The organism is Aurantimonas manganoxydans SI85-9A1 (genome assembly GCF_000153465.1).
Classification (GTDB): Bacteria; Pseudomonadota; Alphaproteobacteria; order Rhizobiales; family Rhizobiaceae; genus Aurantimonas; species Aurantimonas manganoxydans.
This window is the reverse complement of the sequence record NZ_CH672387.1, coordinates 3,327,635-3,353,356: the sequence shown is the minus strand read 5'-3', so window position 1 is coordinate 3,353,356 and position 25,722 is coordinate 3,327,635. Positions and strand designations below refer to the sequence as shown.

Genomic DNA, 25,722 nt, shown 5'->3' with positions numbered 1-25,722 from the left:
TGGGCGTCGGCTGCACTCGGATCGGGCCGACCCACACGGCTTAGCGCGCCCCGCGCGCCGATGCTGGAAGGCCGCGTGGAGAGCGTCCGGAGATTTCGTGGAGATGTGCTAGGCTTCCTGCCGGGTTACGCTGCCCGCAAGGCAGGTCGATGCGATACGTCTTCGAACCGTTCGAACTCGAGCCCATGAAGGGCGAATTGCGGCGCGACGGCCAGCGCGTCGCGGTGGAGCCGCAGGTCTTTGCCTTGCTGCTGCTTCTCGTCGAGAATTCCGAGCGCATGGTCTCCAAGGAGGAGATCGTCGAGAAGATCTGGGACGGACGGGCCGTGTCCGACGCCGCGGTGTCCAGCCGGATCAAGTCGGCCCGGCGGGCGCTGGGCGACGACGGCCGCCAGCAGCGCCTGATCCGCACGCTGCACGGGCGCGGCATCCGCTTCGTCGGCGAGGTCGCGATCGTCGTCGCGCCGCCAGCCGCCATGCCCGCCGCCGACCCGGTGGACAGCGCGACACGTGGCCTGCCCGCCGGCCGGCCGTCGATCGCCGTGCTGCCGTTCCGCGCGATCGGCACCCCGAGGGCCTATGGGGCCATCGGCGAGGCGGTCGCGCATGATCTCATCGCCTCGCTCTCGAGGCTGCGCTGGCTCGACGTCATCGCCCGCGGCTCGTCCTTCCGGTTCCGGAGGCCCAAGGTCGATGTCGACGAGATCGGCCGTCTCCTGAATGTCGGCTATTGCCTGTCGGGGATCGTCGAGATCTTCGGCTCCTCGATCACGATCATCGTCGAACTGGTCGACACGCGCAGCGGCAGCATCCTGTGGGGCGATCACATCGACGCCCGGATCGACGATGTCCATGCCGTGCGGGCACGAGTGGTGGCGGGTGTCGTCGCCGCCCTGGAGGTCCGGATCCCGCTGAACGAGGCCAGTCTGGCGACCCTTTCGGGCCCCGAGAACCTCGACGCCTGGGCGGCCTACCATCTCGGGCTGAAGCATCTCTATCGCTTCAACCGACAGGACAATGCGGCCGCGACGAGCCTGTTCGCGCTGGCGGTCGAGAAGGAACCGCGCTTCGCACGGGGACATGCAGGCCTGTCTTCGGCCAATTTCCAGGGAGCGTTCCTGCGCTATGGCGACCGCGAGCACGACCAGGCCGAGGCCCGGCGATGCGCCGAGCGCAGTGTCGAGCTGGACCCGGTCGATCCCTTCGCGAATTTCGCCCTGGGCAGGGCATTCTGGCTGGTGGGCGACATCGACGCCAGCCTGCCATGGCTCGACCGGTCGACCGAGCTCAGCCCGAATTATGCGCAGGGTTTCTATGCGCGTGCATGGGCCGATACGATCACCGAACGCAATCTCGACGGCAGCGACAATGTCGATCGCGCGCTGACGCTGAGCCCGCTGGACCCGTTCCGTTATGCCATGCTCGGGACGCGGGCGCTGATCTGTCTCACTCGCGGCGAGACCGCCGAGGCAGCGGTCTGGGCCGATCGGGCGGCGCGGGCGCCCGGCGCCCATGTGCTGATCGCCCTGATCGCGCTGGTGGCGCGCGAATTGAACGGCGACAGCCGGGAAGCGGCCGCCTGGGCGCGGGACGTCCGCAGCCGGCGCAGCGGCCTCTCGCGGGCGCATTTCTTCGCCGCCTTTCCCTACAAGGACGGATCGCTGAAGCGTGGCATCGCCCACGCCCTTCGGCAACACGGCTTCTAGAAGGACGCCATCTCCGAGGGCTGCCTCGGTGCCCGCGACGCCGTCGCAGTTTACAGCTTGTCGGAGCGATCCTTCAGGGCGTCCGCAAGGCTTGCCCTGGCGCTGCCGGGCTTGAGGGGCTTCTGCTGGCTTTCATGCGGGCGCCAGCCCGAGAGGTAGATGATGTCGAAAGTTGCGCGGATGCGGCCGTCCGGATCGGAGAAGCGTTCGGCATAGATTTCGGCGGCGCGCAGGAACAGCCGGCGCGAGGCGGGGCGGCGGGAGCGCTCGACCAGCATATTGGCCATGCCCATGGCGCGCAGATCGGCCATCAGTTCGAACAGGGAATCGTAGCGCACCGTCAGCCGGTCCTGGTCGGTCACCGGCAGGGCGAAGCCGGCCCGCTGCAGGAGGCCGCCGGCATCGCGCACGTCGGCGAAGGGCGCAACGCGCGGCGACACGCCGCCGAGGAGTTCCGCCTCGGCCGCAAACAGCGAGGCGCGCAATTCGTTGAGGGTGCCGCCGCCCAAGAGCGCGCAGAGGAAGAGGCCGTCGGGCTTCAGCGCGCGCCGCAGCTGCACGAGGGCGCCGGGCGTGTCGTTGGTCAGGTGCAGCGACAGGGTCGAGACGATCAGGTCGACGCTGTCGGCTGCCAGCGGCAGCATTTCCTCGTCGCCGACAACGGCCATGGCGCTGTCTCCGAGAAGGGACGGCAGGCGCTCGATGCGCAGGACGCGGCCGGTCTGGCCGCCCTGCTCCAGCAATGTTGCCATTTCGCCGGTATGGCCGCCCAGATCGACGGCGGTCTCGAACCGGCGGTCGACCAGCGACAGCCGGTCTGCGAGCTCGGCGGCGATGGCCTTCAGGAGGAAGCGCGGGCTGTCGGAGGTCGCGGCGGCGTGCCAGCGCCCGCGGCGGCGGTCGAGGAGCGCCCGGTCGAAGACGATGTGGTCGGGAGCGTCGGGCATGGGCTTCTCGGCTCTGGTCAATCTGGTCGCAGGTGGCGACAGGCGCTTGTAGCTTGTCGCAGGTGGAGTATCGTCAAGCACAGGGAGGCGCGACCGGCTTCGCGTAACGAGGAGGAAGCCGATCCGCCCTGCGGGCACTGCGCACCAGGGACGGGCGGAACGATGAGCTTATTCAGGCGCGGTTCGGCGGCGATCACCGGCTCCATCGGCCGGCTGCTCTTTCCGCCGGTCTGTCCCGGCTGCCAGGCGGCGGTCACCGGTTCCGGCACGGTGTGCTGCGCCTGCTGGCCGAAGCTGCGTTTCATCGAACGTCCCTATTGCGAGGTTCTCGGGCTACCCTTCGCCTATGATCTGGGCAAGGGGTTCCTCTCCGCCGAGGCCATCGCCGAGCCGCCGCCCTTCGCCCGGCTGCGCGCCGCGGTGCTCTACGAGGATCTGGCGGCGCGCCTCGTCAGCTCGCTGAAATATGCCGACCGCACCGACCTGGTGCCGTTGATGGCCGGCTGGATGACCCGCGCCGGCGCCGAGCTGATCGCCGATGCGGAGGTCGTGGTGCCGGTGCCGCTGCATCCGGGCCGGCTGTGGCGGCGGCGGTTCAACCAGTCGGCGGAGATCGCCCGGCTGGTGGCGCGCGGCGCCAGGCTGTCCTTCTCGCCGCTGTCGCTGAAGCGGGTGAAGGCGACGCGCAGCCAGGTCGGGCTCGGCCCCGCCCAGCGCCGCGCCAATGTCCGCGGCGCCTTCCAGGTGGTGGAGACCCGCCGCGACGAGCTGGACGGGAAGCGGGTGCTGCTGGTCGACGACGTCTATACGACCGGCGCCACCGTCGCGAGCGCCACCCGGGCGCTGAAGCGGGCCGGGGCCCGCGACGTCGACGTGCTCACCTTCGCAAGGGTTGCGACCGGCACCGAGTGAAGCCATATGCTGGTCCTCAACCAGCTGGGAATGACACTCCATGCCGAATGTGACGATCTACACCCGACAGCTCTGCGGTTTCTGTTCGCGCGCCAAGCAGCTTCTCGACCAGAAGAACGTGGCCTACGAGGAGAAGGACGCCTCGTCCTCGCCGCAGCTGCGCCAGGAAATGCGCGAGCGCGGCAACGGCGCCGCCACCTTCCCGCAGATCTTCATCGGCGACACCCATGTCGGCGGCTGTGACGAACTCTACGCGCTGGAGCGCGCCGGCAAGCTGGATCCGCTGCTGGCCGCCTGACGGGTCGCCAGCCTCTTGAAGGGCCGGCCTTTTGAAGGGCGAGCCTTGTGAAGGGAATGCCATGACGACCTTCCGCGCCGCGGTCCTGCAGATGCGCTCCGGCCGCGAGCCGGCCGACAACGCCGCGGCGCTGGACGCGCTGGTGGGCGAGGCGGTGGCGGGCGGCGCGCACTACGTCCAATCGCCGGAGATGACCGGCATGCTGCAGCGCGACCGCGGGGCGCTGATGGACCGGCTGCGGACGGAAGACGACGATCTCCTCGTGGCCACGGCCAGCGAGCTTGCGCGGCGTCACGGCATTCACCTGCATCTGGGATCGATCGCGGTGGCGCTGGAAGACGGGCGCGTCGCCAACCGGGCGCTGCTGTTTGCGCCGGACGGCCAGCGCGTCGCGCGCTACGACAAGATCCACATGTTCGACGTCGATCTCGACAATGGCGAGAGCTGGCGGGAATCGCGCACCTATCGCCCCGGCGGCGCGGCGGTGCTGGCCGATCTCGCCTTCACCGACGGGACCGCGCGGCTCGGCTTCGCCATCTGCTACGACATGCGCTTTCCGCATCTCTTCCGCGAGGAGGCTCTTGCGGGTGCCGAGATCCTGACCGCGCCCGCCGCCTTCACCCGCCAGACCGGCGAGGCCCACTGGCATGTGCTGCTGCGCGCCCGCGCCATCGAGAACGGGGCCTTCGTCATCGCCGCCGCGCAGGGCGGCCGCCATGAGGACGGGCGCGAGACCTACGGCCATTCGCTGATCGTCGATCCCTGGGGCGCGGTGATCGCCGAGGTAGAAGGCAACGAACCGGGCGTCGCCTTCGCCGATATCGACACGGCGGCCGTCGCCGCCGCGCGCGGCAAGGTTCCGAATCTGAAGAATGCCCGCAACTTCACCGTCGGCGATGCCGAGGTGGCGGTGACCGGTGCCCGCGAGGCGGCCGAGTGATCAGTTTCGCGCTGCGCTGTCAGCCCGCCTCTCATGCCTTCGACGGCTGGTTCCGCTCCGGCGAGGATTTCGAGCGCCAGGCGGCGGGCGGGCTGGTGTCCTGCCCGGTCTGCGGATCGACGGATGTGTCCAAGGCGCTGATGAAGCCGGCGGTCGCCAAATCCGGGCGTCAGGGCACGGTGGGCGATCGGGCGCCGGCCGTGGCCGAGGGCCCGGCGGCGCCGGCCGAGGCCCGCTATGCCGGCGGCGATGCGGCGGCGGTCTATGCCAAGCTGCAGGCGATCGCGCGGGAGCTGCGCGCCAAGTCGGATTATGTCGGGCCGAAATTCGCCGAGGAAGCGCGCCGCATCCATTACGGCGAGAGCGAGAAGCGCCAGATCTACGGCGAGGCGTCGCCGCAGGAGGTCAAGAGCCTCGGTGAGGAAGGGATCGCGGCGCTGCCGCTGCCGCCGCTGCCCGAAGACAAGAACTGACCGAAGACAGGAACTGAAGACCGCCTGTCGGCCTCAGCCGCGTGCGGTCCGCGCCAGGGTCACGCCCTTGTGCCGCCGCGGGCCGCCTTCGCCATCCTCGAACAGGCCCTGCTCGGTGGCCTGGCTGTAGAGCAGGTCGCCCTTGGCGCCGGCGATGGTCCGCAGGTCGGCCAGTTCGCACAGCGCGGTGATCTGGAAGGCGAGGCCGCGCAGATGCACGCGGTTGTAGCAGAAGAAGGCAAGGCGGGCGCGGGTCGGCCCCGGGATCTCGCGGATCAGCGCCTGCTTCGTCGCGTCGTCGGAGCGCAGCAGGAGGGCCAGGATCTCCAGATGGACAGGACAGTTGGCCTCATTGGGAATGCTGTCTGATCTCGGCGATACCATGACGTCCTCTTGGGTCTCTACACGTGCTGGTTCTCAGCTCCATGATGCATGCCTCGGTGCGCTCACGACGCCCGCAGGACGAGCATCGCATTCGAGCCTTGTCTCCAGCTTGAACACGGATCCGTGAGGCCGGCTCCGCGCTCCTCAGGCCGAGGGGCGGCGGGCGAGGACCATGTAGTTGACATCGGTGTCGCGCGACCGCTTCCAGGCGTCGGCGAGCGGGTGATAGACGACGCCGACCTCGTCGATCATCGACAGCCCCGCCGCCTCGACCGGATCGCCGATCTCCTTCGGCCGCACCAGCCGCTCGTATTGATGGGTGCCCTTGGGCAGCCAGCCGAGCACGTATTCTGCGCCGATGATGGCGAAGGTCAGCGCCTTGAAGGTGCGGTTGATGGTGGCGACAAAGAGCAGCCCGCCCGGCTTCACCATCGCCGCGCAGGAGGTCAGGAAGAGGTCGACGTCGGAGACGTGCTCGACGATCTCTAGCGCCAGCACCACGTCGAAGGTCTCGCCGCCTGCGGCGATCGCCTCGGCGGTGGTGGCGCGGTAGTCGATGGCAAGCCCGCTCTCGGCGGCGTGCAGCCTGGCGACCTCGATGTTCGTCTCCGAGGCATCGGCGCCGACGACCGTTGCCCCGAGCCTGGCCATCGGTTCGCAGATCAGCCCGCCGCCGCAGCCGATGTCGAGCACCGACAGGCCGTCGAAGGGCTTGTCGGCGAACAGGTCCAGGTCGAAATTCATCGCCAGCTGTTCGCGGATATATTCCAGCCGCACCGGGTTGAACTTGTGCAGCGGCTTGAACTTGCCGACCGGGTTCCACCATTCCTGGGCCAGGCGCGAGAATCGCTCGACCTCGGCCGCGTCGATCGTCGTTCCGTCGGGTGCGCTCATCTCGTCCTCGTTGCCTGTCGTGGTGGTTCGGCATGTTCGCTCCGACCGGCCAAAGTCAAGCGTGACGGCGCGGCGGAGGCGATGCGAGATGGTGTCCGCAAGGCGCGGCGACATTGCGGTTTGAGGTCGCATCGGCTAGGGAACCCCCGCCCGCCGCGTGCTGGGTCCTTCGGACATGTCCGGCCGTTTCGCGACGCCGGACCGTTCGGGGTCAGTTCACCAGACATCTCGTCGAACCACCGAATGCCGATCCCATGGCCCGACTCGTCCTCAAATTCGGCGGCACTTCCGTCGCCGACGTCAACCGCATCCGCAACGTCGCGCGTCATGTGAAACGCGAGGTCGACGCGGGCCACGACGTGGCCGTGGTCGTCTCGGCGATGTCGGGCAAGACCAACGAACTCGTCAGCTGGTGCCGCGAGGCCTCGCCGATCCACGATGCGCGCGAATACGACGCCGTGGTGGCGTCCGGCGAGCAGGTGACGGCCGGCATCCTGGCGATCACGCTGCAGGCGATGGGCGTCAACGCGCGCTCCTGGCAGGGCTGGCAGGTGCCGATCCGCACCGATGGCGCCCATGGCGCCGCCCGCATCCAGGAGATCGATTCGTCGGAGATCGTCCGGCGCTTCGCCGAGGGCCAGGTGGCGGTGCTCGCCGGCTTCCAGGGCATCGCGCCCGACAACCGCATCGCCACGCTCGGGCGCGGCGGTTCGGACACCTCGGCCGTTGCGGTGGCCGCGGCGATCAAGGCCGATCGCTGCGACATCTACACCGACGTCGACGGCGTCTACACCACCGACCCGCGCATCGAGCCGAAGGCCCGGCGCCTGAGCCGCATCTCCTTCGAGGAAATGCTGGAGATGGCCTCGCTCGGCGCCAAGGTGCTGCAGGTGCGCTCGGTGGAACTGGCCATGGTCCACAAGGTGCGGACCTTCGTGCGTTCTTCTTTCGAGGACCCGGACGCGCCCGGCATGGGCGACTTCGACAACCCGCCGGGGACCCTCATTTGCGACGAGGATGAAATCGTGGAACAGCAGGTCGTCACAGGCATCGCCTACGCCAAGGACGAGGCGCAGATCTCGCTGCGCCGGGTCGAGGACCAGCCGGGCGTCGCCGCGGCCATCTTCGGGCCGCTCGCCCAAGCCGGCGTCAATGTCGACATGATCGTCCAGAACATCTCCGAGGCCGGCACCTCGACGGACATGACCTTCACGGTCCCGGCCGGCGATCTCGACAAGGCGACCGCCGTCCTCGAGAAGGCCAAGACGGAGATGCGCTACGACGCCATTCAGAGCGAGCAGGGCCTGACCAAGGTCTCGGTCATCGGCGTCGGCATGCGCAGCCACACCGGCGTTGCCGCCACCGCCTTCAAGGCGCTGGCCGATCGCGGCGTCAACATCCGCGCCATCACCACGTCGGAGATCAAGATCTCGATCCTGATCGACGGCGACTACACCGAACTGGCCGTGCGGGCGCTGCATTCGGTCTACGGTCTCGACAAGGCATAGACCTAAAGGGTCGCCGGACTGCCCGGCCTTGCGTGCCGGCGTGACGGGCGCGCAACCGGGCCGCGAAGGGGAAAACCTATTGCTGCCTTCCGATTGGGTTCTGTCGGGGCAGCTTTATGTGATCTGATACGGGGAAGGGGATCGCGCGGCCGACCGGAATCATCCGGGCGGGCGTCGGCCACCTGGAACGGGACATCGCGTTGAACAGAAGCGACATGTCAGGGCCGCGCGTTCTCATGCGCCGCATCCGGGAGCTCATGGTCGAGCCTCTCGACCCGCAGTCGCGTCTCGACCAGATTTCCCGCCTGATCGCCCAGAACATGGTGGCCGAGGTCTGCTCGCTCTACGTCCTGCGCGCCGACGGCATTCTGGAACTCTACGCCACCGAGGGTCTGAACCCCGGTTCGGTCCATCTCGCCCAGCTGAAGCTCGGCGAGGGCCTCGTCGGCACGATCGCCGCGACGGCGCGGCCGCTGAACCTGCCCGAAGCCCAGAAGCACCCCGCCTTCACCTATCTTCCGGAGACCGGCGAGGAGATCTATCACTCCTTCCTCGGCGTGCCGATCCTGCGCGCCGGCCGCACGCTCGGCGTGCTGGTCGTCCAGAACAAGGCGGCGCGGGTCTATCGCGACGAGGAATCCGAGGCGCTGGAAACCGTCGCCATGGTGGTCGCCGAGATGATCGCCGCCGGCAGCCTGGAAGGCCTGTCGCGGCCCGGCGTCGCCCTCGACCTGTCCCGCTCGGTGTCGTTTACCGGCGTGCCGCTGTCCGACGGCATCGGCCTTGGCCGGGTGATCCTGCACGAGCCGCGCGTCGTCGTGACCAACCTCTTCAACGAGGACATGGAGATCGAGGTCGAGCGCCTGACCAAGGCGCTGGGCGTCCTGCGGCTGTCGATCGAGGACATGCTGTCGCGCCGCGAAGTGGCCGGCGAGGGCGAGCACCGGGCGGTGCTGGAAGCCTATCGCATGTTCGCCCACGACCGCGGCTGGGTGCGGCGGCTGGAAGAGGCGGTGCGCAACGGCCTGACGGCGGAAGCGGCGGTGGAGAAGGTCCAGAGCGACATGCGGGCGCGCATGATGCACATGACCGATCCGTATATCCGCGAGCGGCTGCACGATTTCGACGATCTCGCCAACCGGCTGCTGCGCCAGCTCATCGGCCATGACGGGCAGGCAACGCCCGACGACGCGATCATCGTCGCCCGCTCCATGGGCGCGGCGGAGCTGCTCGACTATCGCCGCGAGCAAATCCGCGGCCTCGTCCTGGAAGAGGGCGCGGCGACGAGCCACGTCGTCATCGTCGCGCGGGCCCTCGGCATTCCCGTCGTCGGCCAGGTCAAGGGCGCGGTCTCCATGTCGGAGAGCGGCGATTCGGTCATCGTCGACGGCGAGGATGGCGGCGTGCATCTGCGCCCGCAGGCCGATCTGGAAGCTTTGTTCTCCGACAAGGCCAAGTTCCGCGAGAAGCGCCAGGAGCGCTACCGGTCGCTGCGCGACATGGCGTCGGTCAGCTGCGACGGGGTCAAGATCGACCTGCAGATGAATGCCGGCCTCCTGGTCGACCTGCCGCAGCTCGACGAGGCCGGCGCCGAGGGCATCGGCCTGTTCCGCACCGAGCTGCAGTTCATGGTCGCCTCCACCATGCCGCGGGCCAGCGACCAGGAGCGGCTGTATTCGGCGGTGCTGGACGCGGCCGGCGGCCGGCCCGTCACCTTCCGCACCCTCGATGTCGGCGGCGACAAGGTGCTGCCCTATCTGAACCAGTTCCCCGAGGACAATCCGGCGCTGGGCTACCGGGCGCTGCGCCTGGCGCTCGACCGGCCGGGCCTGATGCGGACCCAGCTGCGGGCGCTGCTCAAGGCGGCGGCCGGCCGGGAATTGCGGGTCATGTTCCCGATGGTGACCGACGTGTCGGAGCTGCATCTGGCGCGCGACCTGATCAGCCGCGAATACAAGCACCTCACCCGCTTCGGCCATGTCATGCCCGAGCGGCTGAAGATCGGCGCGATGATCGAGGTGCCGGGCATCCTGTTCCAGCTCGACGAGGTGATGCAGCTCCTCGACTTCGTGTCAGTGGGGTCCAACGACCTGTTCCAGTTCTTCAACGCCGTCGATCGCGGCAATGCCCGCGTCGCCGACCGCTTCGACGATCTGTCGCCGGCCTTCCTGCGGGCGCTGAAGCTGATCGTCGATGCCGGCATCCGCCATTCGGTGCCGGTGACCTTGTGTGGCGAGATGGCCGGCCGGCCGCTGTCGGCGATGGCGTTGATCGGCCTCGGCTTCCGGTCCATATCCATGGCACCGCCCTCGATCGGGCCGGTGAAGGCGGCGATCGTCGAGATGAATGTCGGCCGGGTGACCGAGCTGGTGACCGCCTATCTCGACGGCAGCCACCCGTCGGACGCGCCGCGGCGGGCACTGGTCGACTTCGCCAAGGCGCAGGGCATTCCGTATTAGCTGATCCGGCCCGCCGACCCGGATCACCGTCGCGGCCTCGTCGATACGAGGGCCGCATCCTCTTCCCCGCATCTGTTCAGGACCCCATGGCGACCCTGCCGAAATCCAGCCTCGACGAAATCCTCAATCGCTTCGCGCTGCTCGAGCACGAGATGTCGAAGGGGCCGGAGCACGAGGTCTATACCAAGCTGGCCGCCGAATATTCCGGGCTGGAGGAAGTGGTCGCGGCCATTCGCACCTATCAGAAGGCCGAGCAGGAACTGGCCGAGGCTCGCGCGATCCTCGACGAGCCGGCGGCCGGGCGCGACATGCGCGAACTGGCGGAAATCGAGATCGACGAGCTGAAGGAACAGCTGGAGACGCTGACCGCCGAGATCCGCATCCTGCTGCTGCCCAAGGACGCCGCCGACGAGAAGGGCGCGATCCTGGAAATCCGCGCCGGCACCGGCGGCTCGGAGGCCGGCCTCTTCGCCGGCGATCTCTTCCGCATGTATCAGCGCTATGCCGAGATGAACCGCTGGAAGGTCGAGATCATCTCGGCCAGCGAAGGCGAGGTCGGCGGCTACCGCGAAGTGATCGCCGCGATCCGCGGCGTCGGCGTGTTCTCGCGGCTGAAGTTCGAATCCGGCGTCCACCGGGTGCAGCGCGTGCCTGAGACCGAATCGGGCGGCCGCATCCACACCTCGGCGGCCACCGTCGCGGTGCTGCCGGAAGCCGAGGACATCGACGTCGAGGTGAAGACCGAGGACATCCGCATCGACACGATGCGCGCCTCCGGCGCCGGCGGCCAGCACGTCAACACCACCGATTCGGCGGTGCGCATCACCCATCTGCCCACCGGCATTGTCGTGACGTCGTCGGAAAAGTCCCAGCACCAGAACCGCGCCCGCGCCATGCAGGTGCTGAAGGCGCGGCTGTTCGACATGGAACGCCAGCGCGCCGACGACGAACGCTCGGCTGCCCGCAAGAGCCAGGTCGGCTCCGGCGACCGTTCGGAGCGCATCCGCACCTATAACTTCCCGCAGGGGCGCGTCACCGACCACCGGATCAACCTGACGCTCTACAAGCTCGACCGGGTGATCGAGGGCGAGATGGACGAACTGGTCGACGCGCTGATCGCCGACCATCAGGCGCATCTGCTGGCCGCCGTCGGCGTCGATGCCTGACGAACCGGGCGGGCCGACGCTCGGCGACTGCCTGCGCGCTGGGCAGGCGCGGCTGCGCGCCGCCGGCTGCGACACGCCCGATCTCGACGCGCGGCTGTTGCTGGCCGAGATCTGCGACCGGCGCCCCGGCGAGGTGCATTCGGCGTCGGGCGCGGTGGTGTCGGCGGCGGACGCGGCCCGCTTCGACGCAGTCCTGGCGCGGCGTGCGGCCGGCGAGCCGGTGCATCGCATCATCGGCCGGCGGGCCTTCTACGAGCATGACTTCGTGCTGTCGCCCGAAACGCTGGAGCCGCGGCCCGACACCGAGGTGCTGGTGGAGGAGGCCCGCGAGGCGATGGCGGCGATCGTCGCGCGCAAGGGCCGCTGCGTCTTCGCCGACGTGGGCACCGGCACCGGCGCCATCGCGGTCTCGCTGCTGGCGCTGTTCGCCGAGGCCGAAGCCGTCGCGCTCGACATTTCGGATGGCGCGCTTCGGACCGCGCGGCGCAATGCGATCGTGGCCGGCGTCGCCGACCGGATGCTGGCCGTGCGGGCGAACTATCTGGACGCGATCGGGGGACCGCTTGAACTCGTGGTGTCGAATCCCCCATATATTCCGCACGACGATATCGCAGCCCTGTCGCGCGAGGTGCGTGACCACGACCCGCTGCTCGCCCTCGATGGCGGCGCGGACGGGCTCGACGCCTATCGCGCGCTGGCGACCGGCGCCCGCCGGGTCGTGCGGCCGCAGGGACTGGTGATCGTCGAGATCGGCGTCGGCCAGGAGCGCGACGTGGCGGCGATCTTCGCAGCCGAAGGTTTCATCCTCGATGCGGAGACCCGGGACCTCGGCGGCGTGATCCGGGTCCTGACCCTGCGGCTGGCGATCGGCGGCGCGGGTTCGGTGTAACCAAGTTTTCAGCCGGCGCCGCAATCGCAGGGTATGCAGACAAAAAACACTTGTGGCAGTGCGGTTTCCCCTCTAGGGTCTGACGAATACGGAACATCCGAGGGGGACATCCCTCAGGCAGCGCCGCCAGGCGACCCGAGGAATGCTCGTGGTGACCGGTAGGTCGTCCGTACAAGCCGGCGCGAGGGTATCGCCAGCCACAACCGACAAAACCTCTAGTTGGCGGCATTGCTGCGGCAGGCTGCACCTCGAGCAGACGCGTGATCCGCGTCTTTGGGCAACAGCCATACCGGCACGACCGGTGCATCCAAAAAGACAGGAAGTTCATGAGGCCAGGACAGCAGCAGAAAAACCGTATGCGCGGACGCGGTCGCAAGGGCCCGAACCCGCTTTCGCGTGGCTACGAGTCGAATGGCCCGGACGTGAAGATCAGGGGCACCGCCCAGCATATCGCCGAGAAATACTCGACCCTGGCGCGTGACGCCTCGGGAGCCGGCGACCGTGTCATGGCCGAGAACTATCTGCAGCACGCCGAGCACTACAATCGCATCGTGGCGGCGGCGCAGGCGCAGTTCCAGCCGCGTGACGACCGCGACAACCGCGACGATTCCAGCGACGACGACGACGACGATCAGCAGGACAATTCCAGCTATCGCGACGACCGGGACGACCGCGACAACGACGCGGACGGCGAGCGCAACCGGGGCAATCGCGACAACCGCGACGGCAACCGCAGCCGCGACCGCGACAACAACCGGGATCGCGACGGCAATCGCGACCGTGATGGCAACCGCGACCGTGATGGAAATCGCGACCGCGACGGCAATCGCAACCGCAACCGCGACGACAACAACCGCGGCAACCGCGACAATCGTCAGCAGGACGACAATCGCGGCAATCGCGATCGGCGTGACCGGTCCGAGCCGAACGGCACCGGCCCGCAGCCGATGGTCGCCGACGAGGCGGACCGCGGGTCGTCGCAGGGCGACGAGCGCCGCGAGCGTCCGGCACGTGCCGAGGGCAATGGCAGCGATGCCGACGGCCGTCGCACCGAGACCGCATCCTCCGACGAGCAGAACGAACGGCCGCGTCGCCGCGCCCGCACCCGTCGCCCGCGCGACGAGGATGGCGTGACGAACGAGACCGCAGCACCCGCCGCACCGGCGCAGGCTGCCGATGCCGGCGAGCGTCCCGTCACGGCGGCGGCTCCGGCCGATGCGCCCGAAGCGGATGCCGCACCGGTGAAGCGCCGTCCCGGACGGCCGCGCAAGAAGAAGCCGGAAGACGGCGCCGACGGCGAGACCAAGGCGGGCGGCGACAACGACGGCCTGCCGGACTTCCTGCTGGCCTCCAACGGCTGACGATCGTCGGGCAACCGATGCGAGACCGAGACAAAGGGCGCTGCGAGCTACGCGGCGCCCTTTTTCGTGGGCGCCTGCCGGAGCGGCGGGCCGGCGCCTTGATCTGGCGCATGGCGGTGGGCGAAACATTTTTGCAACAGTCGTGCGTCTGGCCCTTCCGGGTGAGTTGCGCCTCACCCATATATTCAGCGGGCGGCCTGCCGGAACGGGGGCCGGACTCCAGGAACGTGCGGACGACGCCTGCGGGGTGGTTCGCCGATAGGAGAAGCGATCCATGAATATCGAGAAATACACAGAGCGCGTTCGCGGCTTCATCCAGGCCGCGCAGACCCAGGCGGTCTCGCGCGATCACCAGCAATTCACGCCCGAGCACCTGCTGAAGGTCCTGATCGACGACGAGGAAGGCATGGCGGCCGGCCTTATCGAGAAGGCCGGCGGACGCCCGCAGGAGGTTCGGATCGCCGTCGAGGCGGCCCTCGACGCCATGCCGAAAGTGTCGGGCGGCGGCTCGCAGATGTATCTCGCCCAGCCGCTGGCGAAGATCTTCGCCACCGCCGAGGAGATCGCCAAGAAGGCCGGCGACAGCTATGTCAGCGTCGAGCGCCTGCTTCTGGCCATGACCATCGAGAAGGCCACCAAGACCGCGACCATCCTCGCCAATGCCGGGGTTACGCCGAACGGCCTGAACGCGGCCATCGAAACGCTGCGCAAGGGCCGCACCGCCGACAGCGCGTCGGCGGAGAGCGGCTACGACGCACTGAAGAAATACGCCCGCGACCTGACGGCGGCGGCGCGCGAAGGCAAGCTCGACCCGGTGATCGGCCGTGACGACGAGATCCGCCGTACCATTCAGGTCCTGTCCCGGCGCACCAAGAACAACCCCGTGCTGATCGGCGAGCCCGGCGTCGGCAAGACTGCCATCGCCGAAGGCCTGGCGCTGCGCATCGTCAATGGCGACGTGCCGGAAAGCCTGCGCGACAAGCAGCTGATGGCCCTCGACATGGGTTCGCTCATCGCCGGCGCGAAATATCGCGGCGAGTTCGAGGAGCGGCTGAAGGCGGTCCTGTCCGAGGTGACGGCCGCGGCCGGCAACATCATCCTGTTCATCGACGAGATGCACACGCTGGTCGGCGCGGGCAAGGGCGACGGGGCGATGGACGCCTCCAACCTCCTGAAGCCGGCGCTGGCGCGCGGCGAGCTGCACTGCGTCGGCGCGACGACGCTCGACGAGTATCGCAAGCATGTCGAGAAGGATCCGGCGTTGGCCCGGCGCTTCCAGCCGGTGTTTGTCTCCGAGCCGACCGTCGAGGACACGATCTCGATCCTGCGCGGCCTGAAGGAGAAATACGAGCAGCACCATCAGGTGCGCATTTCCGACAGCGCCCTGGTGGCGGCGGCGCAGCTGTCGAACCGCTACATCACCGACCGCTTCCTGCCCGACAAGGCGATCGACCTGGTCGACGAGGGCGCGGCGCGGCTGCGCATGCAGGTCGATTCCAAGCCCGAGGCGCTGGACGAGATCGACCGCCGCATCATGCAGCTGAAGATCGAGCGCGAGGCGCTGCGCCGCGAGAGTGACGACGCGTCGAAGGACCGGCTCGAGCGGCTGGAAGGCGAACTGGCCAATCTGGAGGAGGAATCCGACCGGATCACCACGACCTGGCAGGCCGAGAAGTCGAAGCTCGGGCTTGCCGCCGACCTGAAGAAGCGCCTCGACGAGGTCCGCAACGAACTGGCCGTCGCCCAGCGCAAGGGCGAGTTCCAGCGGGCCGGCGAGCTCGCCTATGGCGAGATCCCGCAGCTGGAGGCGCAGCTCAAGGAGGCCGAGGCGCAGGATGGGGCCGGTACCGCCGGCTCGATGGTCGAGGAGACCGTCACCGCCGACCACATCGCCCATGTCGTCTCGCGCTGGTCGGGCATTCCGGTCGACCGGATGCTCGAGGGCGAGCGCGACAAGCTGCTGCGCATGGAAGACGCGCTGCAGACGCGGGTCGTCGGCCAGGGCGAAGCGGTGCAGGCGGTGTCGAAGGCGGTGCGCCGGGCGCGGGCCGGCCTGCAGGACCCGAACCGGCCGATCGGCTCGTTCATCTTCCTCGGCCCCACGGGCGTCGGCAAGACCGAGCTGACCAAGTCGCTGGCCGCCTTCCTGTTCGACGACGAGACCGCGATGGTGCGGCTCGACATGTCGGAGTTCATGGAGAAGCATTCGGTGTCGCGGCTGATCGGCGCGCCTCCGGGCTATGTCGGCTACGAGGAGGGCGGCAGCCTGACCGAGGCGGTCCGGCGGCGGCCCTATCAGGTGGTGCTGTTCGACGAGATCGAGAAGGCACATCCCGACGTCTTCAACGTGCTCCTGCAGGTGCTCGACGACGGGCGGCTGACGGACGGGCAGGGGCGCACGGTCGACTTCCGCAACACGATCATCATCATGACCTCCAATCTGGGGGCCGAGTTCCTGACCGCCCTGCGCGACGACGAGGATGCCGAGGCGGCGCGTGACCAGGTGATGGAGGTGGTCAAGCGGGCCTTCCGGCCGGAATTCCTCAACCGTGTGGACGAGACCATCCTCTTCCACCGGCTGCATCGCTCCGAGATGGGCGCGATCGTCGACATCCAGATGAAGCGGCTCGACCAGCTTCTGGCGGATCGCAAGATCCGGGTCGAACTCGACGAGACCGGTCGCGAATGGCTGGCCGAGCGGGGCTACGATCCGGCCTATGGCGCACGGCCGCTGAAGCGGGTGATCCAGCGCGAGGTGCAGGACCCGCTGGCCGAGAAGATCCTGCTCGGCGAGGTCCGCGACGAGAGCGTGATCAAGATCGCCGGGGGCGGCGACCATCTGATCTTCCACGTGGTCGGCTCGAAGGCCGGCGCGCCGGGAGACCGGGTCGCGGCCTGACCGGCGCTGGACCGAAGATGAAAAAGGGGCGGCCCGGCGGGCCGCCCTTGTCGTTTCAACCCTGGTGTCGCGTCAGATGTAGGCGGGACGCCAGTAATCGTCGATGCGCTGGCCGGTGTCGGGATCGTTCCAGCCCGGCGAAGCGTCCGAGGCGAAGCGCGGTGCGCCTTCGAGCTGCTCGCGGGTGATGCCGACGACATAGCCGCCCTGCCGCGCGTCGTATTTCAGCACGTGCCAGGGCAGCGGATGATAGTCCTCGCCGATCCCCAGGAACCCGCCGAAGGACAGGATGGCGTATTTCACCTGGCCGTCGCGCTTGCCGATGACGAGATCCTGGATATGGCCGAGATGGTCGCCGTCTGTGTTGTAGACGGCGGTACCTTCCACCCGGCTCGCCTCGATATTGTTGATGCCGACCTCGTTGTCGGTCTCCTCGCTGGCCATGATATGGCGGCCTTCGGTCGATGACATGATCGCTCTCCATCCAAACGTCCTGTCGGCGCAACGGCTTCGCACAAGGCGCGGTTCCGATCGGCCCGCGCCCGGCGCGCCGCCCTGCCGCAAGGGGACGAAACGCCCGAAGATTGGGACGGCCAGACAAGAATGGCGATCGTCTCCATCTTCCTCAGCGTCATGGCCGGGCGTATGGTGATGCCGGGCGCGTGTGCGCCCGCGCACGCCCGCCGGGCGAGGCGCCTCGTCCGTTCAGGATACCCGAAAATGCAGTTCTGTTTCCGCCCCGTCCTCGCTGTGGCCGTCGGCGCCGTGTGTCTTGCCGCCGTATCCGCCCATGCCGAGAACCGTGACGTGACCGTCACCAATGCGACCAGCGTCGCGATGATCGAGTTCTACGCGTCCAACACCGGGACGAATGCCTGGGAGGAAGACATCCTCGGCGTCGACGTTCTGGAGCCGGGCGAGGCGGTGCTCGTGACCGTCGATGACGGGACCGGCGCCTGCATGTTCGACTTCAAGGCCACCTTCAGCGACGGCACCGACGCCACCAAGGCCGGCGTCGACGTCTGCGAGATTTCGGATTTCGATTTCACCGACTGACCGGTCGGGTTTTGGGAGAAAACGCGATGTGGACGTCCATACGCAGTCTGACACTGGCCGCCGCGCTTCTGGCCGGGGCGGCGCCGGCCCTGGCCGATCCGTCCGGCCACTACACCATCGCCGGCACCAACCCCGACGGCACGACCTACGATGCCAGCGTTCTCGTGGCCAAGGTCGGGGACACCTTCACCCTCACCTATACGCTGCAGGACGGCACCAAGCTGCAGGGCACCGGGATCGGCGACGATGACGTCATGGCCATCGGCTATCTTCAGGATGGCGAGAGCGGCGTCGCGCTGATGTATCGCGAAGGTGGGAAATGGATGGGCGTGTGGAGCTATATCGGCGCCAAGACGCTCGGGACCGAGGAATGGCAGCCGCAATAGGCGGCGGGCCGTGAACGCTTCGGCGGGACTGCGCATCACCACGCGGTCCCGCCGGAGTCATCGCAAAGGGAGTTGCGGGATGACGAAGCGGGTCTGGTTTCTGTGTCTTGCCGCCGTGTTGATGACCGGCCCGGCGCTCGCGCAGAGCCATGAAGAGGTGTCCGCCCGGATCGAGGCGCTGCAGGGCGATGCCGCAGGCTTTGCCGAGGCCTTCGACCTTCTGACCGAGGCGATGCGGTTCGGCGATCCCGTCACCGTGGCGCAGCTTGCCGATTATCCGCTGACGGTCCGCGCCAATGGCGAGGAATACGAGCTGATCGAAGCCCGTGATCTCGTCGACAATTACGACCGCCTCGTCATGGCCGAAACGCAGGCGATGGTTGCGGACCAGAGCTTTGAGGATCTGTTCGTCAATGCGGAAGGGGTGATGTTCGGCAATGGCGAAGTCTGGATGGCGTCCGTCTGCGACGACAATGCGTGCAGCCGGACCCATTGGGCGATCATCACCATCAACAACTGACCGCCCGGCGCCGCGGGCCCTGCAGCCCGCGTCGCCTCAACCGGCCGGATGCGGTCAGTCGTCCTTCAGATAGACTTCGACCGGGCCCTTCAGCTTGATGGTCAGGGGCTGGCCGCGGCGGTCCTTCGCCTTGCCGGCCTGGACGCGGATCCAGCCTTCGCTAATGCAGTATTCCTCGACATTGGTGCGTTCCTCGCCCTTGAACCGCACGCCCACACCCCGCGTCAGCAGGTCGGCGTCGTGGAACTCGCTGGACGGGTCGGAAGACAGCCGGTCGGGAAGGGTGTCGCTCATGGTCGTATCCTGATGTTGGCGCTGGCGCGCATGTGATGCTTGCACATAAACGCTTGCGGCCGCGCGCCCAAGTGGGGACCGGCACAACGACGCTCCGCGGCGGCCGATCCGGGGGCGAGGGAGGCGCTTTCTTCAGAACAACTGACACTTGCGTGAGGTTTCGCCATTTTCATGTCCGGTTCATCCGCCATGTCGGATAGTGCGGGATAAAGGCCTGGAGAGCAGGATCCGCGTCCGGATGGTCGTCCGGCGGTGGATGCGACGGGGCGTCCCGGCGGTGCATGGTGCGCCGGCGGGACCAGGCTGTGCTGGAGAAAGCAAGATGAAGCCTATCGTGGCACTCTGTCTGTCGACGCTTGCGCTGACGACCGCGGCGACCGGGGCGCAGGCCCAGTCGGGCGAGATCCGTCTGGCCCAGGGATACGACCAGTATGGCGACGTCGCCGAGGTCTATGTGGACGAGAGCGGCCGCCGGGTGGTGATCGATTCCACCGGCCGCATCATCGCCATCGAGGAGCCGCGCCGCGAGCGCTTCCGCGAGCGCCGGGCGCGCTTCGGCGAACGGGGCGGCGCCATCATCGACGCGCCGCCGCCGCCGGGCGTGACGCTGGAGGGGCGCGTCGATTTCGGCCCGCGCTCGGCCGATCCCTATGCCGATGACGGCTATGATCGCGAACGCGATTACGGCCCGGATCCGGTCTATCGCGACGAGCCGCGCTATGACGGGCCGATCGAGGCCGCGCCGCTGCCGGACGCGGGGAGCGAACCGCGCCGCGAAGCCGAGCTTCCGCCCGTCCAGGGTCCGGACTATCCGCCCGCCGGCACCGCCGACACCCAGACCAGCGTCGACGACCTGCTGACCGATCCGGGCGCCGCCGGCACGGCGCCGGCCGAAGGTCGCACCATCACGGAATCCGATCCCGCCCCGCCGGTCGAGGCGCCGAAGGGCAAGAACGCCGAGGCCGAGATCGCCGCGCTGCAGATCCTGCTCGACCGCGCCGGCATGTCGCCGGGCGTCATCGACGGCCGCATGGGCTCAAACGTCAACAAGGCGGTCGCCGCCTATGAGGAGAAGTTCGGCCGCAGCCTGCCGACCGGCGACGCCAAGGCGCTGGCCGAGGAACTGGACGCCACCGGCGGGCCGGCGATCACCACCTACGAGATCACCGCCGAGGACGTGGCCGGTCCGTATGTGGCGGCGATCCCGTCCGACTACGGTGAGAAGGCGCAGCTTCCCGAGATGAGCTTCGAGCGCGTCTCGGAACGGCTGGCCGAGCGCTTCCACATGGACGAGGAGTTCCTGCGCAAGATCAACCCGGGCGCCGACTTCAATCGCCAGGGCACCCGCATCAAGGTCGCGGCGACCGGCGAGAACGTGAAGGGCGAGGTCGCCAAGATCATCGCCGACAAGGGCCGCGAGCAGGTGCGCGCCTATGCGGCCGACGGCAGCCTGATCGCCGCCTATCCCTCGACCATCGGCTCGTCCGACACGCCGTCCCCGTCGGGTGTCGTGCAGGTCAACCGCATCGCCTTCGATCCGAACTACACCTACAATCCGAAGGTCAACTTCAAGCAGGGCTCCAACGACAAGGTGCTGACGATTCCGCCGGGCCCGAACGGTCCGGTCGGCACGATCTGGATCGCGCTGTCGAAGCCGACCTACGGCATCCACGGCACGCCGGAACCCTCCAAGATCGGCAAGACCAACAGTCATGGCTGCGTCCGCCTGACCAACTGGGACGCGACCGAGCTCGCCAAGATGGTGAAGGCGGGCGTGACGGTGGAGTTCGCCGAATAGGCACGGCCATGACGACGGCACTGGTGGCCGCAAAGCCTCCGGTCCGGCCCTCGACCTGGCTGCTCGCAACATGACCGCGATCCTGGCTGACCACGCCGCAACGGACAGCAAGCCTGCGTCCGAAGACCTGGGGCGCGCGCTGCCCGTGTCGACCGACATCGGCGACATCGCCATTGTCCACGACGATCATCCGGCGTGTGGCGTGAATGCCGGCGTGCCGGTGCTGCTCCTGCATGGCGCGGTGCAGACGCGGGCGGTCTGGGCCGGGCAGGTGGAAGCGCTGGTCGATCGGCATCGCGTCATCGTGCCGGATCTGCGCGGCCATGGCGCAACGCCGCTCGGCGGTGAGCGTCTGACCATCGACCGCATGGCGATGGATTGTCTGGCGCTACTCGACCGTCTCGGCATCGGCCGCTTTGCCGTCTGCGGCGTCTCGCTGGGCGGCATGGTGGCGCTGGAGATCGCGGCGCGCGCGCCGGACCGGGTGACCGCGCTGGTTCTCGCCAATACGCCCCGCTCCCTGTCGGGCATCGGCTGGGTGCGCCGGCTCGTCGACTGGCTCGACCCGCAACGCCTGCTGCATCCGACGTTCCACATCCTCGGCCAGGCCCGCACGGCGCGGATCGGCCTGGCGCTGGCCGCACGCCTCGTCGGGCCGTTCTGGGTCGGGCGGGACGCGCGCCGGCACTTCATCGCCGGCTTCCGGGCGATGTCGCCGGACGCCATCGTCGCCACCTACCGCGCCATCGTCGAAAGCCGGCCGCTGGATCTCGGCCGCATCCACTGCCCGTGCCTGGTCATCGACACGCTGCATGACGCAACGACGATCCGCGAACAGGCCGCCGACATCGTCGCCGAGGCACCCAATGCCATGAGCGTGGTCTTGGAGGCGGGGCATGTTGCCAATCTCGACAATCCGGCCGTCTTCAACCGCGTTCTCGCTGAGTTTCTGGCTGTGCCCGGCCGGAACTGACCGCTGCGGCATAGTGCCCGCCGCCGGCCCTCGAGCCACCGGAAGCGCCGCAATGGTATAGCGGAAGGGTCGTTGGCCGGCTCGATAGATAAGACGTGATCGTCGTTGCCGGGTCATGGACGAAAGCTAGGTCTTCTCGAACGCGGCTGTCCGGCGGCCTGCCTTCAGGGCGAACCGGCGGCCGGAACCAGTTCGAAGAGGTTCGACATGGCCCATGTTTCCCGCAAATCGCTGACCGACGTCTCCGCGCTCGCGGCCCGCTACCGTGCCGTGCGCGAGGACAGCCGCGCCCTCGGCGCGCCGCTGTCGGACGCCGACGCGACCGTCCAGTCGATGCCAGACGCGAGCCCCGCCAAATGGCACCTGGCCCACACGACCTGGTTCTTCGAGACCATGGTGCTGAAGCCGAATCTCGCCGGCTACGAGGTCTTCGACGACAGCTACAACTATCTCTTCAACTCCTATTACGAGACCATCGGCGAGCGGCAGCCGCGGCCGCGGCGGGGCATGATCACGCGGCCGGCGCTGGACGAGATCTTCGCCTATCGCGCCCATGTGGACGCCGCGATCGAGACGCTGATGGAGCGCGGTCCGGCACCGGATGTCGCCGAGCTGATCGAGCTCGGCTGCCACCACGAGCAGCAGCATCAGGAATTGCTGCTGACCGACATCCTGCACCTCTTCGACCAGAGCCCGCTGAAGCCGGCCTATCGCGACCCGCAGCCACTGGGCGTCGCGGCCGATCCGGGCGAGGTGCGCTTCATCGGCTTCGACGGCGGCATCGTCGAGATCGGCCATGAGGGCGACGGCTTCGCCTTCGACTGCGAGGGGCCGCGCCACCGCGCGCTGCTCGAACCCTACCGTCTGGCCGACCGGCTGGTGACCAATGGCGAATATCTCGCCTTCGTCGAGGATGGCGGCTACCGCGATCCGCTGCTGTGGCTGTCGGCCGGCTGGGGAACGATCCTCGGCGAGGGCTGGACCAGGCCCTTCTACTGGCACGAGCGCGACGGCGAGATGTGGACCATGACCCTGCGCGGCGCGCAGCCGCTCGATCTGAACGCGCCGGTGACGCATCTCAGTTATTTCGAGGCCGACGCCTTCGCGACCTGGGCCGGCAAGCGCCTGCCGACCGAATTCGAATGGGAGAATGCCGCGGCGAGCCTGCCGGTGGAGGGCAATTTCGCCGGGTCCGGCCGGCTGCGGCCGAAGCCCGCGGCGCCGGGCGAGGGCCTGCGCCAGATGTATGGCGACGTGTGGGAATGGACCCGCAGCCCGTTCTCGCCCTATCCGCGTTTCAAGCCGGTCGAGGGGGCGGTCGGCGAGTATAATGGCAAGTTCATGTGCGGCCAGTTCGTGCTGCGCGGCGGCTCCTGCGCCACGCCGGAAAACCATATCCGCACGACCTATCGCAATTTCTTCCCGCCGGACGCCCGCTGGCAGTTCTCCGGCCTGCGCCTCGCCGAGGACGCGTGAGCATGCTGGACCGCATCGACACGCTGGCCCAGCAGCGCGAGGCCTTTCGCGCCGACGTTCTCGACGGCCTGTCGCGCACGCCCAAGACGCTGCCGAGCCGCTGGCTCTACGACGACCGTGGCTCGGAGCTCTTCGAGGAGATCACGGCGCTGCCGGAATATTATCCGACGCGGACCGAGACCGGCATCCTGAAGGAGCAGGCCGGGGAGATCGCCGCCGTCTTCGGGCCGCAGGCGGTGCTGATCGAATATGGCGCCGGCGCTGGCATCAAGACGGAGATCGTTCTGGCGGCGCTGGCAGCTCCGCGCCTCTATGTTCCGATCGACATCTCCGGCGATTTTCTGGAAGCCTCGGCCGAGCGGATCAGGAAGCGGTTTCCCGGCCTTGCGGTGGAGCCGGTGGTCGCCGACTTCACCGCCGAATTCGACCTGCCCGGGGACCTGCCCCAGGACGGGCGCCGGGGCGGGTTCTTCCCCGGCTCGACCCTCGGCAATCTCGGTCGCAGGGAGGCGCTGGCCTTTCTCGCCCGGATGCGCCGGCATGTCGGGGAGGACGGCGTTGCCGTGCTCGGCGTCGATCTGAAGAAGGACATCGACACGCTGCTGGCTGCCTACGACGACGCGGCCGGCGTGACGGCCGCCTTCGACATCAACATACTTGAGCGTATGCAGCGGGAACTGGGCGCCGACCTGCCGCTCGACAATTTCGCCCACGAGGCGCGCTGGAACGGCGAGGCCTCGGCCGTCGAGATGCATCTCGTCGCCCGCGACGCCTGCACGTTGTCCGTTGCCGGCCGCTCCTTTGCCTTCGAGGCGGGCGAAACGATCCACACCGAAAGCTCGCGCAAATACGATGTCGAGGCGCTGGCCGGGATGGCCGACGAATCCGGCTGGTCGCTGGACAAGGTCTGGACCGATCCGCACGGGCTGTTCGCCCTTGTCAGCCTGTCGGCGGTCTAGACCCTCCGACGCCTGACCTACGCCGTCCATCCTGCGGCGACCTGCTCACCGATCGACGCCCGGCTCGACCGCCGGGCGTCTTTTGTCGTAGACCCGCCTCCGGGGCGGGTTCGTGGCCGCGCGGTCGTCGGAGCGCCCCTTTGACGAACCATGACAGGACGCGGGACATGAGCGGCGAACGCATCGTCATCGTCGGCAGCGGCCAGGCAGCGATCCAGCTCGCGGCCAGCCTGCGGCAGGAGGGCCATGAGGGGCCGATCACGCTGATCGGCGACGAGCCGGGTCTGCCCTATCAGCGACCGCCTCTGTCCAAGGGCTACATGAAGGAGGGCGATCCCGAACGCCTGGTCCTCAAGCCGCAGAGCTTCTTCGAGCGCAACGCCATTACCCTTTGCGACGCCACCCGCGTCGCGTCGATCGACCGGGCCGCCCGCACGGTGGCCACCGACGACGGCGCCACCCATGGCTACGATCAGCTGGTTCTGGCCACCGGCGCCCGCAATGTGCGTCCGCCGATCGCCGGCGGCACGCACAGCGATGTCGTGGAGCTGCGCACGCTCGCCCATGCCGAGACGATCCGCCGGCGCCTCGCCGACACGCGCCACGCCATCGTCGTCGGCGGTGGCTTCATCGGGCTGGAGTTCGCCGCCATGGCCCGGCTTGCCGGGGCGCGGGTGACAGTGCTGGAATCCGCCGACCGGCTGATGGCCCGCGCCGTCTCGCCGGCGATTTCGGATTTCGTCCTGGCGCACCACCGCGCCGCGGGCATCGCCATCCGGCTCGGCGCCAAGGTGGCGCGCATCGATGACGAGGCCGAGCGGGTCGTCGGCGTGACGTTGGCGGACGGGACGGGCATCGAGGGCGATCTGGTTCTCGTCGCCACGGGCGTCGCGCCGAATGGCGAACTCGCTGCCGCAGCCGGCCTCGTGGTTGCGAACGGCATCGTCGTCGACGAGACGCTGGCGACCGGCGATCCGGCGATCTCGGCCATCGGCGACTGCGCTTCGGTGCCGGGGCCGCTGGGCACCCATCTGCGGCTGGAATCGGTGCAGGCGGCGATGGACCAGGCGCGCCATCTGGCGAAGCGGATCGTCCACGGCACGGCGGCGGCCTATCATGCGGTGCCATGGTTCTGGAGCGACCAGGGCGCGCTGAAGCTGCAGATCGCCGGGCTGACCAGCGGCGCCGACCGCTTCGAGACGATCCGGCAGGAAGAGCTGGTCACCGTCATCATCGGCTATCGCGACGGGCAACTGGCCTCGGTCGAGACCATCAACGCCCCCGGCGAGCACATGGCCGCCCGCAAGCTGCTCGGCCGCGAGGCACCGGTCGGGGTGGACGAGCTGCGCGACAGCGGCTTCGACCTGCGGGCGCTGGCCAAGGGGCAGGCGGGATCACGCGACCGCAGCGTCGCCTCGGCCTGA

General features: G+C 68.5%; 24 protein-coding genes. 19 read left to right on the top strand and 5 right to left on the bottom strand.

Going from position 1 to position 25,722, the window contains the following annotated elements; translation table 11 throughout:
- Positions 1-149 precede the first annotated feature (149 nt).
- Complete coding sequence (locus SI859A1_RS15800; protein WP_009210706.1) at positions 150-1,706, top strand: winged helix-turn-helix domain-containing tetratricopeptide repeat protein; 1,557 nt, start codon at positions 150-152, stop codon at positions 1,704-1,706.
- 50 nt (positions 1,707-1,756) lie between these two features.
- On the opposite strand, the gene SI859A1_RS15795 is transcribed toward SI859A1_RS15800, so the two are convergent.
- Positions 1,757-2,653 (bottom strand): methyltransferase domain-containing protein, encoded by an 897-nt coding sequence (locus SI859A1_RS15795; protein WP_009210705.1) that lies wholly within the window; start codon positions 2,651-2,653, stop codon positions 1,757-1,759.
- A 162-nt stretch (positions 2,654-2,815) separates the two neighbouring features.
- Between SI859A1_RS15795 and SI859A1_RS15790 the strand changes: the two genes are divergently transcribed.
- From SI859A1_RS15790 to SI859A1_RS15775, 4 genes are all read left to right on the top strand, one after another.
- Positions 2,816-3,565 carry a ComF family protein gene (locus SI859A1_RS15790; protein WP_009210704.1) on the top strand — a complete coding sequence of 250 codons (750 nt, stop codon included), beginning with the start codon at positions 2,816-2,818 and terminating at the stop codon, positions 3,563-3,565.
- A gap of 40 nt (positions 3,566-3,605) precedes the next feature.
- Entirely contained in the window at positions 3,606-3,863 is a 258-nt protein-coding gene (gene grxC, locus SI859A1_RS15785) for a glutaredoxin 3 (protein ID WP_024349899.1), read from the top strand.
- A 61-nt stretch (positions 3,864-3,924) separates the two neighbouring features.
- The gene (locus SI859A1_RS15780; protein ID WP_009210703.1) at positions 3,925-4,803 is read left to right on the top strand and encodes a carbon-nitrogen hydrolase family protein; all 879 of its coding nucleotides are present in this window, start codon (positions 3,925-3,927) and stop codon (positions 4,801-4,803) included.
- Positions 4,800-5,276: a DUF1178 family protein gene (locus SI859A1_RS15775; RefSeq protein ID WP_009210702.1), complete on the top strand. Its 477-nt coding sequence runs from the start codon at positions 4,800-4,802 to the stop codon at positions 5,274-5,276. Before SI859A1_RS15780 ends, SI859A1_RS15775 begins: the two co-directional genes overlap by 4 nt.
- 33 nt (positions 5,277-5,309) lie before the next feature.
- Here SI859A1_RS15775 and SI859A1_RS20465 read toward each other — a convergent pair whose 3' ends face one another.
- Together SI859A1_RS20465 and ubiG are read right to left on the bottom strand one after the other, a co-directional pair.
- A complete protein-coding gene (locus SI859A1_RS20465; protein WP_009210701.1) occupies positions 5,310-5,660 on the bottom strand; it encodes a hypothetical protein in 351 nt (116 codons plus the stop codon).
- Between the two features lie 144 nt (positions 5,661-5,804).
- Entirely contained in the window at positions 5,805-6,554 is a 750-nt protein-coding gene (gene ubiG / locus SI859A1_RS15765; RefSeq protein ID WP_009210700.1) for a bifunctional 2-polyprenyl-6-hydroxyphenol methylase/3-demethylubiquinol 3-O-methyltransferase UbiG, read from the bottom strand.
- A 254-nt stretch (positions 6,555-6,808) separates the two neighbouring features.
- Between ubiG and SI859A1_RS15760 the strand changes: the two genes are divergently transcribed.
- From SI859A1_RS15760 to clpB, 6 genes are all read left to right on the top strand, one after another.
- Positions 6,809-8,062 carry an aspartate kinase gene (locus SI859A1_RS15760; protein ID WP_009210699.1) on the top strand — a complete coding sequence of 418 codons (1,254 nt, stop codon included), beginning with the start codon at positions 6,809-6,811 and terminating at the stop codon, positions 8,060-8,062.
- Between the two features lie 215 nt (positions 8,063-8,277).
- Complete coding sequence (ptsP, locus tag SI859A1_RS15755) at positions 8,278-10,521, top strand: phosphoenolpyruvate--protein phosphotransferase (RefSeq protein ID WP_040325903.1); 2,244 nt, start codon at positions 8,278-8,280, stop codon at positions 10,519-10,521.
- 86 nt (positions 10,522-10,607) lie between these two features.
- Positions 10,608-11,687 carry a peptide chain release factor 1 gene (prfA, locus tag SI859A1_RS15750; RefSeq protein ID WP_009210697.1) on the top strand — a complete coding sequence of 360 codons (1,080 nt, stop codon included), beginning with the start codon at positions 10,608-10,610 and terminating at the stop codon, positions 11,685-11,687.
- The gene (gene prmC, locus SI859A1_RS15745; protein ID WP_009210696.1) at positions 11,680-12,576 is read left to right on the top strand and encodes a peptide chain release factor N(5)-glutamine methyltransferase; all 897 of its coding nucleotides are present in this window, start codon (positions 11,680-11,682) and stop codon (positions 12,574-12,576) included. The genes prfA and prmC overlap by 8 nt, the downstream gene beginning before the upstream one ends.
- 356 nt (positions 12,577-12,932) lie before the next feature.
- The gene (locus SI859A1_RS15740; protein ID WP_050767561.1) at positions 12,933-13,937 is read left to right on the top strand and encodes a DUF4167 domain-containing protein; all 1,005 of its coding nucleotides are present in this window, start codon (positions 12,933-12,935) and stop codon (positions 13,935-13,937) included.
- A 274-nt stretch (positions 13,938-14,211) separates the two neighbouring features.
- A complete protein-coding gene (gene clpB / locus SI859A1_RS15735; RefSeq protein WP_009210694.1) occupies positions 14,212-16,836 on the top strand; it encodes an ATP-dependent chaperone ClpB in 2,625 nt (874 codons plus the stop codon).
- Positions 16,837-16,908: 72 nt separating this feature from the next.
- Here the strand turns inward: clpB and SI859A1_RS15730 are convergent, their stop codons facing one another.
- A complete protein-coding gene (locus SI859A1_RS15730) occupies positions 16,909-17,280 on the bottom strand; it encodes a PRC-barrel domain-containing protein (RefSeq protein WP_009210693.1) in 372 nt (123 codons plus the stop codon).
- A 276-nt stretch (positions 17,281-17,556) separates the two neighbouring features.
- On the opposite strand from SI859A1_RS15730, the gene SI859A1_RS15725 reads away from it, so the two are divergent.
- From SI859A1_RS15725 to SI859A1_RS15715, 3 genes are all read left to right on the top strand, one after another.
- On the top strand, positions 17,557-17,892 hold the full coding sequence (locus SI859A1_RS15725) for a hypothetical protein (protein WP_040325902.1): 336 nt from the start codon (positions 17,557-17,559) through the stop codon (positions 17,890-17,892).
- Between the two features lie 26 nt (positions 17,893-17,918).
- Positions 17,919-18,278, top strand: coding sequence for a hypothetical protein (locus tag SI859A1_RS15720; RefSeq protein ID WP_040325901.1), 360 nt, complete (start codon positions 17,919-17,921; stop codon positions 18,276-18,278).
- Between the two features lie 79 nt (positions 18,279-18,357).
- Positions 18,358-18,798, top strand: a complete 441-nt coding sequence (locus SI859A1_RS15715; RefSeq protein WP_040325900.1) for a hypothetical protein — start codon at positions 18,358-18,360, stop codon at positions 18,796-18,798.
- 54 nt (positions 18,799-18,852) lie between these two features.
- Here SI859A1_RS15715 and SI859A1_RS15710 read toward each other — a convergent pair whose 3' ends face one another.
- Positions 18,853-19,092 (bottom strand): DUF3297 family protein, encoded by a 240-nt coding sequence (locus tag SI859A1_RS15710; protein ID WP_009210691.1) that lies wholly within the window; start codon positions 19,090-19,092, stop codon positions 18,853-18,855.
- Between the two features lie 454 nt (positions 19,093-19,546).
- Between SI859A1_RS15710 and SI859A1_RS15705 the strand changes: the two genes are divergently transcribed.
- The 5 genes from SI859A1_RS15705 to SI859A1_RS15685 all read left to right on the top strand — a co-directional run bounded on the left by SI859A1_RS15705 (position 19,547) and on the right by SI859A1_RS15685 (position 25,722).
- The gene (locus SI859A1_RS15705; protein WP_009210690.1) at positions 19,547-20,890 is read left to right on the top strand and encodes a L,D-transpeptidase family protein; all 1,344 of its coding nucleotides are present in this window, start codon (positions 19,547-19,549) and stop codon (positions 20,888-20,890) included.
- A gap of 145 nt (positions 20,891-21,035) precedes the next feature.
- On the top strand, positions 21,036-21,863 hold the full coding sequence (locus tag SI859A1_RS15700; protein WP_009210689.1) for an alpha/beta fold hydrolase: 828 nt from the start codon (positions 21,036-21,038) through the stop codon (positions 21,861-21,863).
- 207 nt (positions 21,864-22,070) lie between these two features.
- A complete protein-coding gene (gene egtB, locus SI859A1_RS15695) occupies positions 22,071-23,339 on the top strand; it encodes an ergothioneine biosynthesis protein EgtB (RefSeq protein ID WP_009210688.1) in 1,269 nt (422 codons plus the stop codon).
- Positions 23,340-23,341: 2 nt separating this feature from the next.
- Positions 23,342-24,298 carry an L-histidine N(alpha)-methyltransferase gene (gene egtD / locus SI859A1_RS15690; RefSeq protein ID WP_040325898.1) on the top strand — a complete coding sequence of 319 codons (957 nt, stop codon included), beginning with the start codon at positions 23,342-23,344 and terminating at the stop codon, positions 24,296-24,298.
- 167 nt (positions 24,299-24,465) lie between these two features.
- A complete protein-coding gene (locus tag SI859A1_RS15685; RefSeq protein WP_009210686.1) occupies positions 24,466-25,722 on the top strand; it encodes an NAD(P)/FAD-dependent oxidoreductase in 1,257 nt (418 codons plus the stop codon).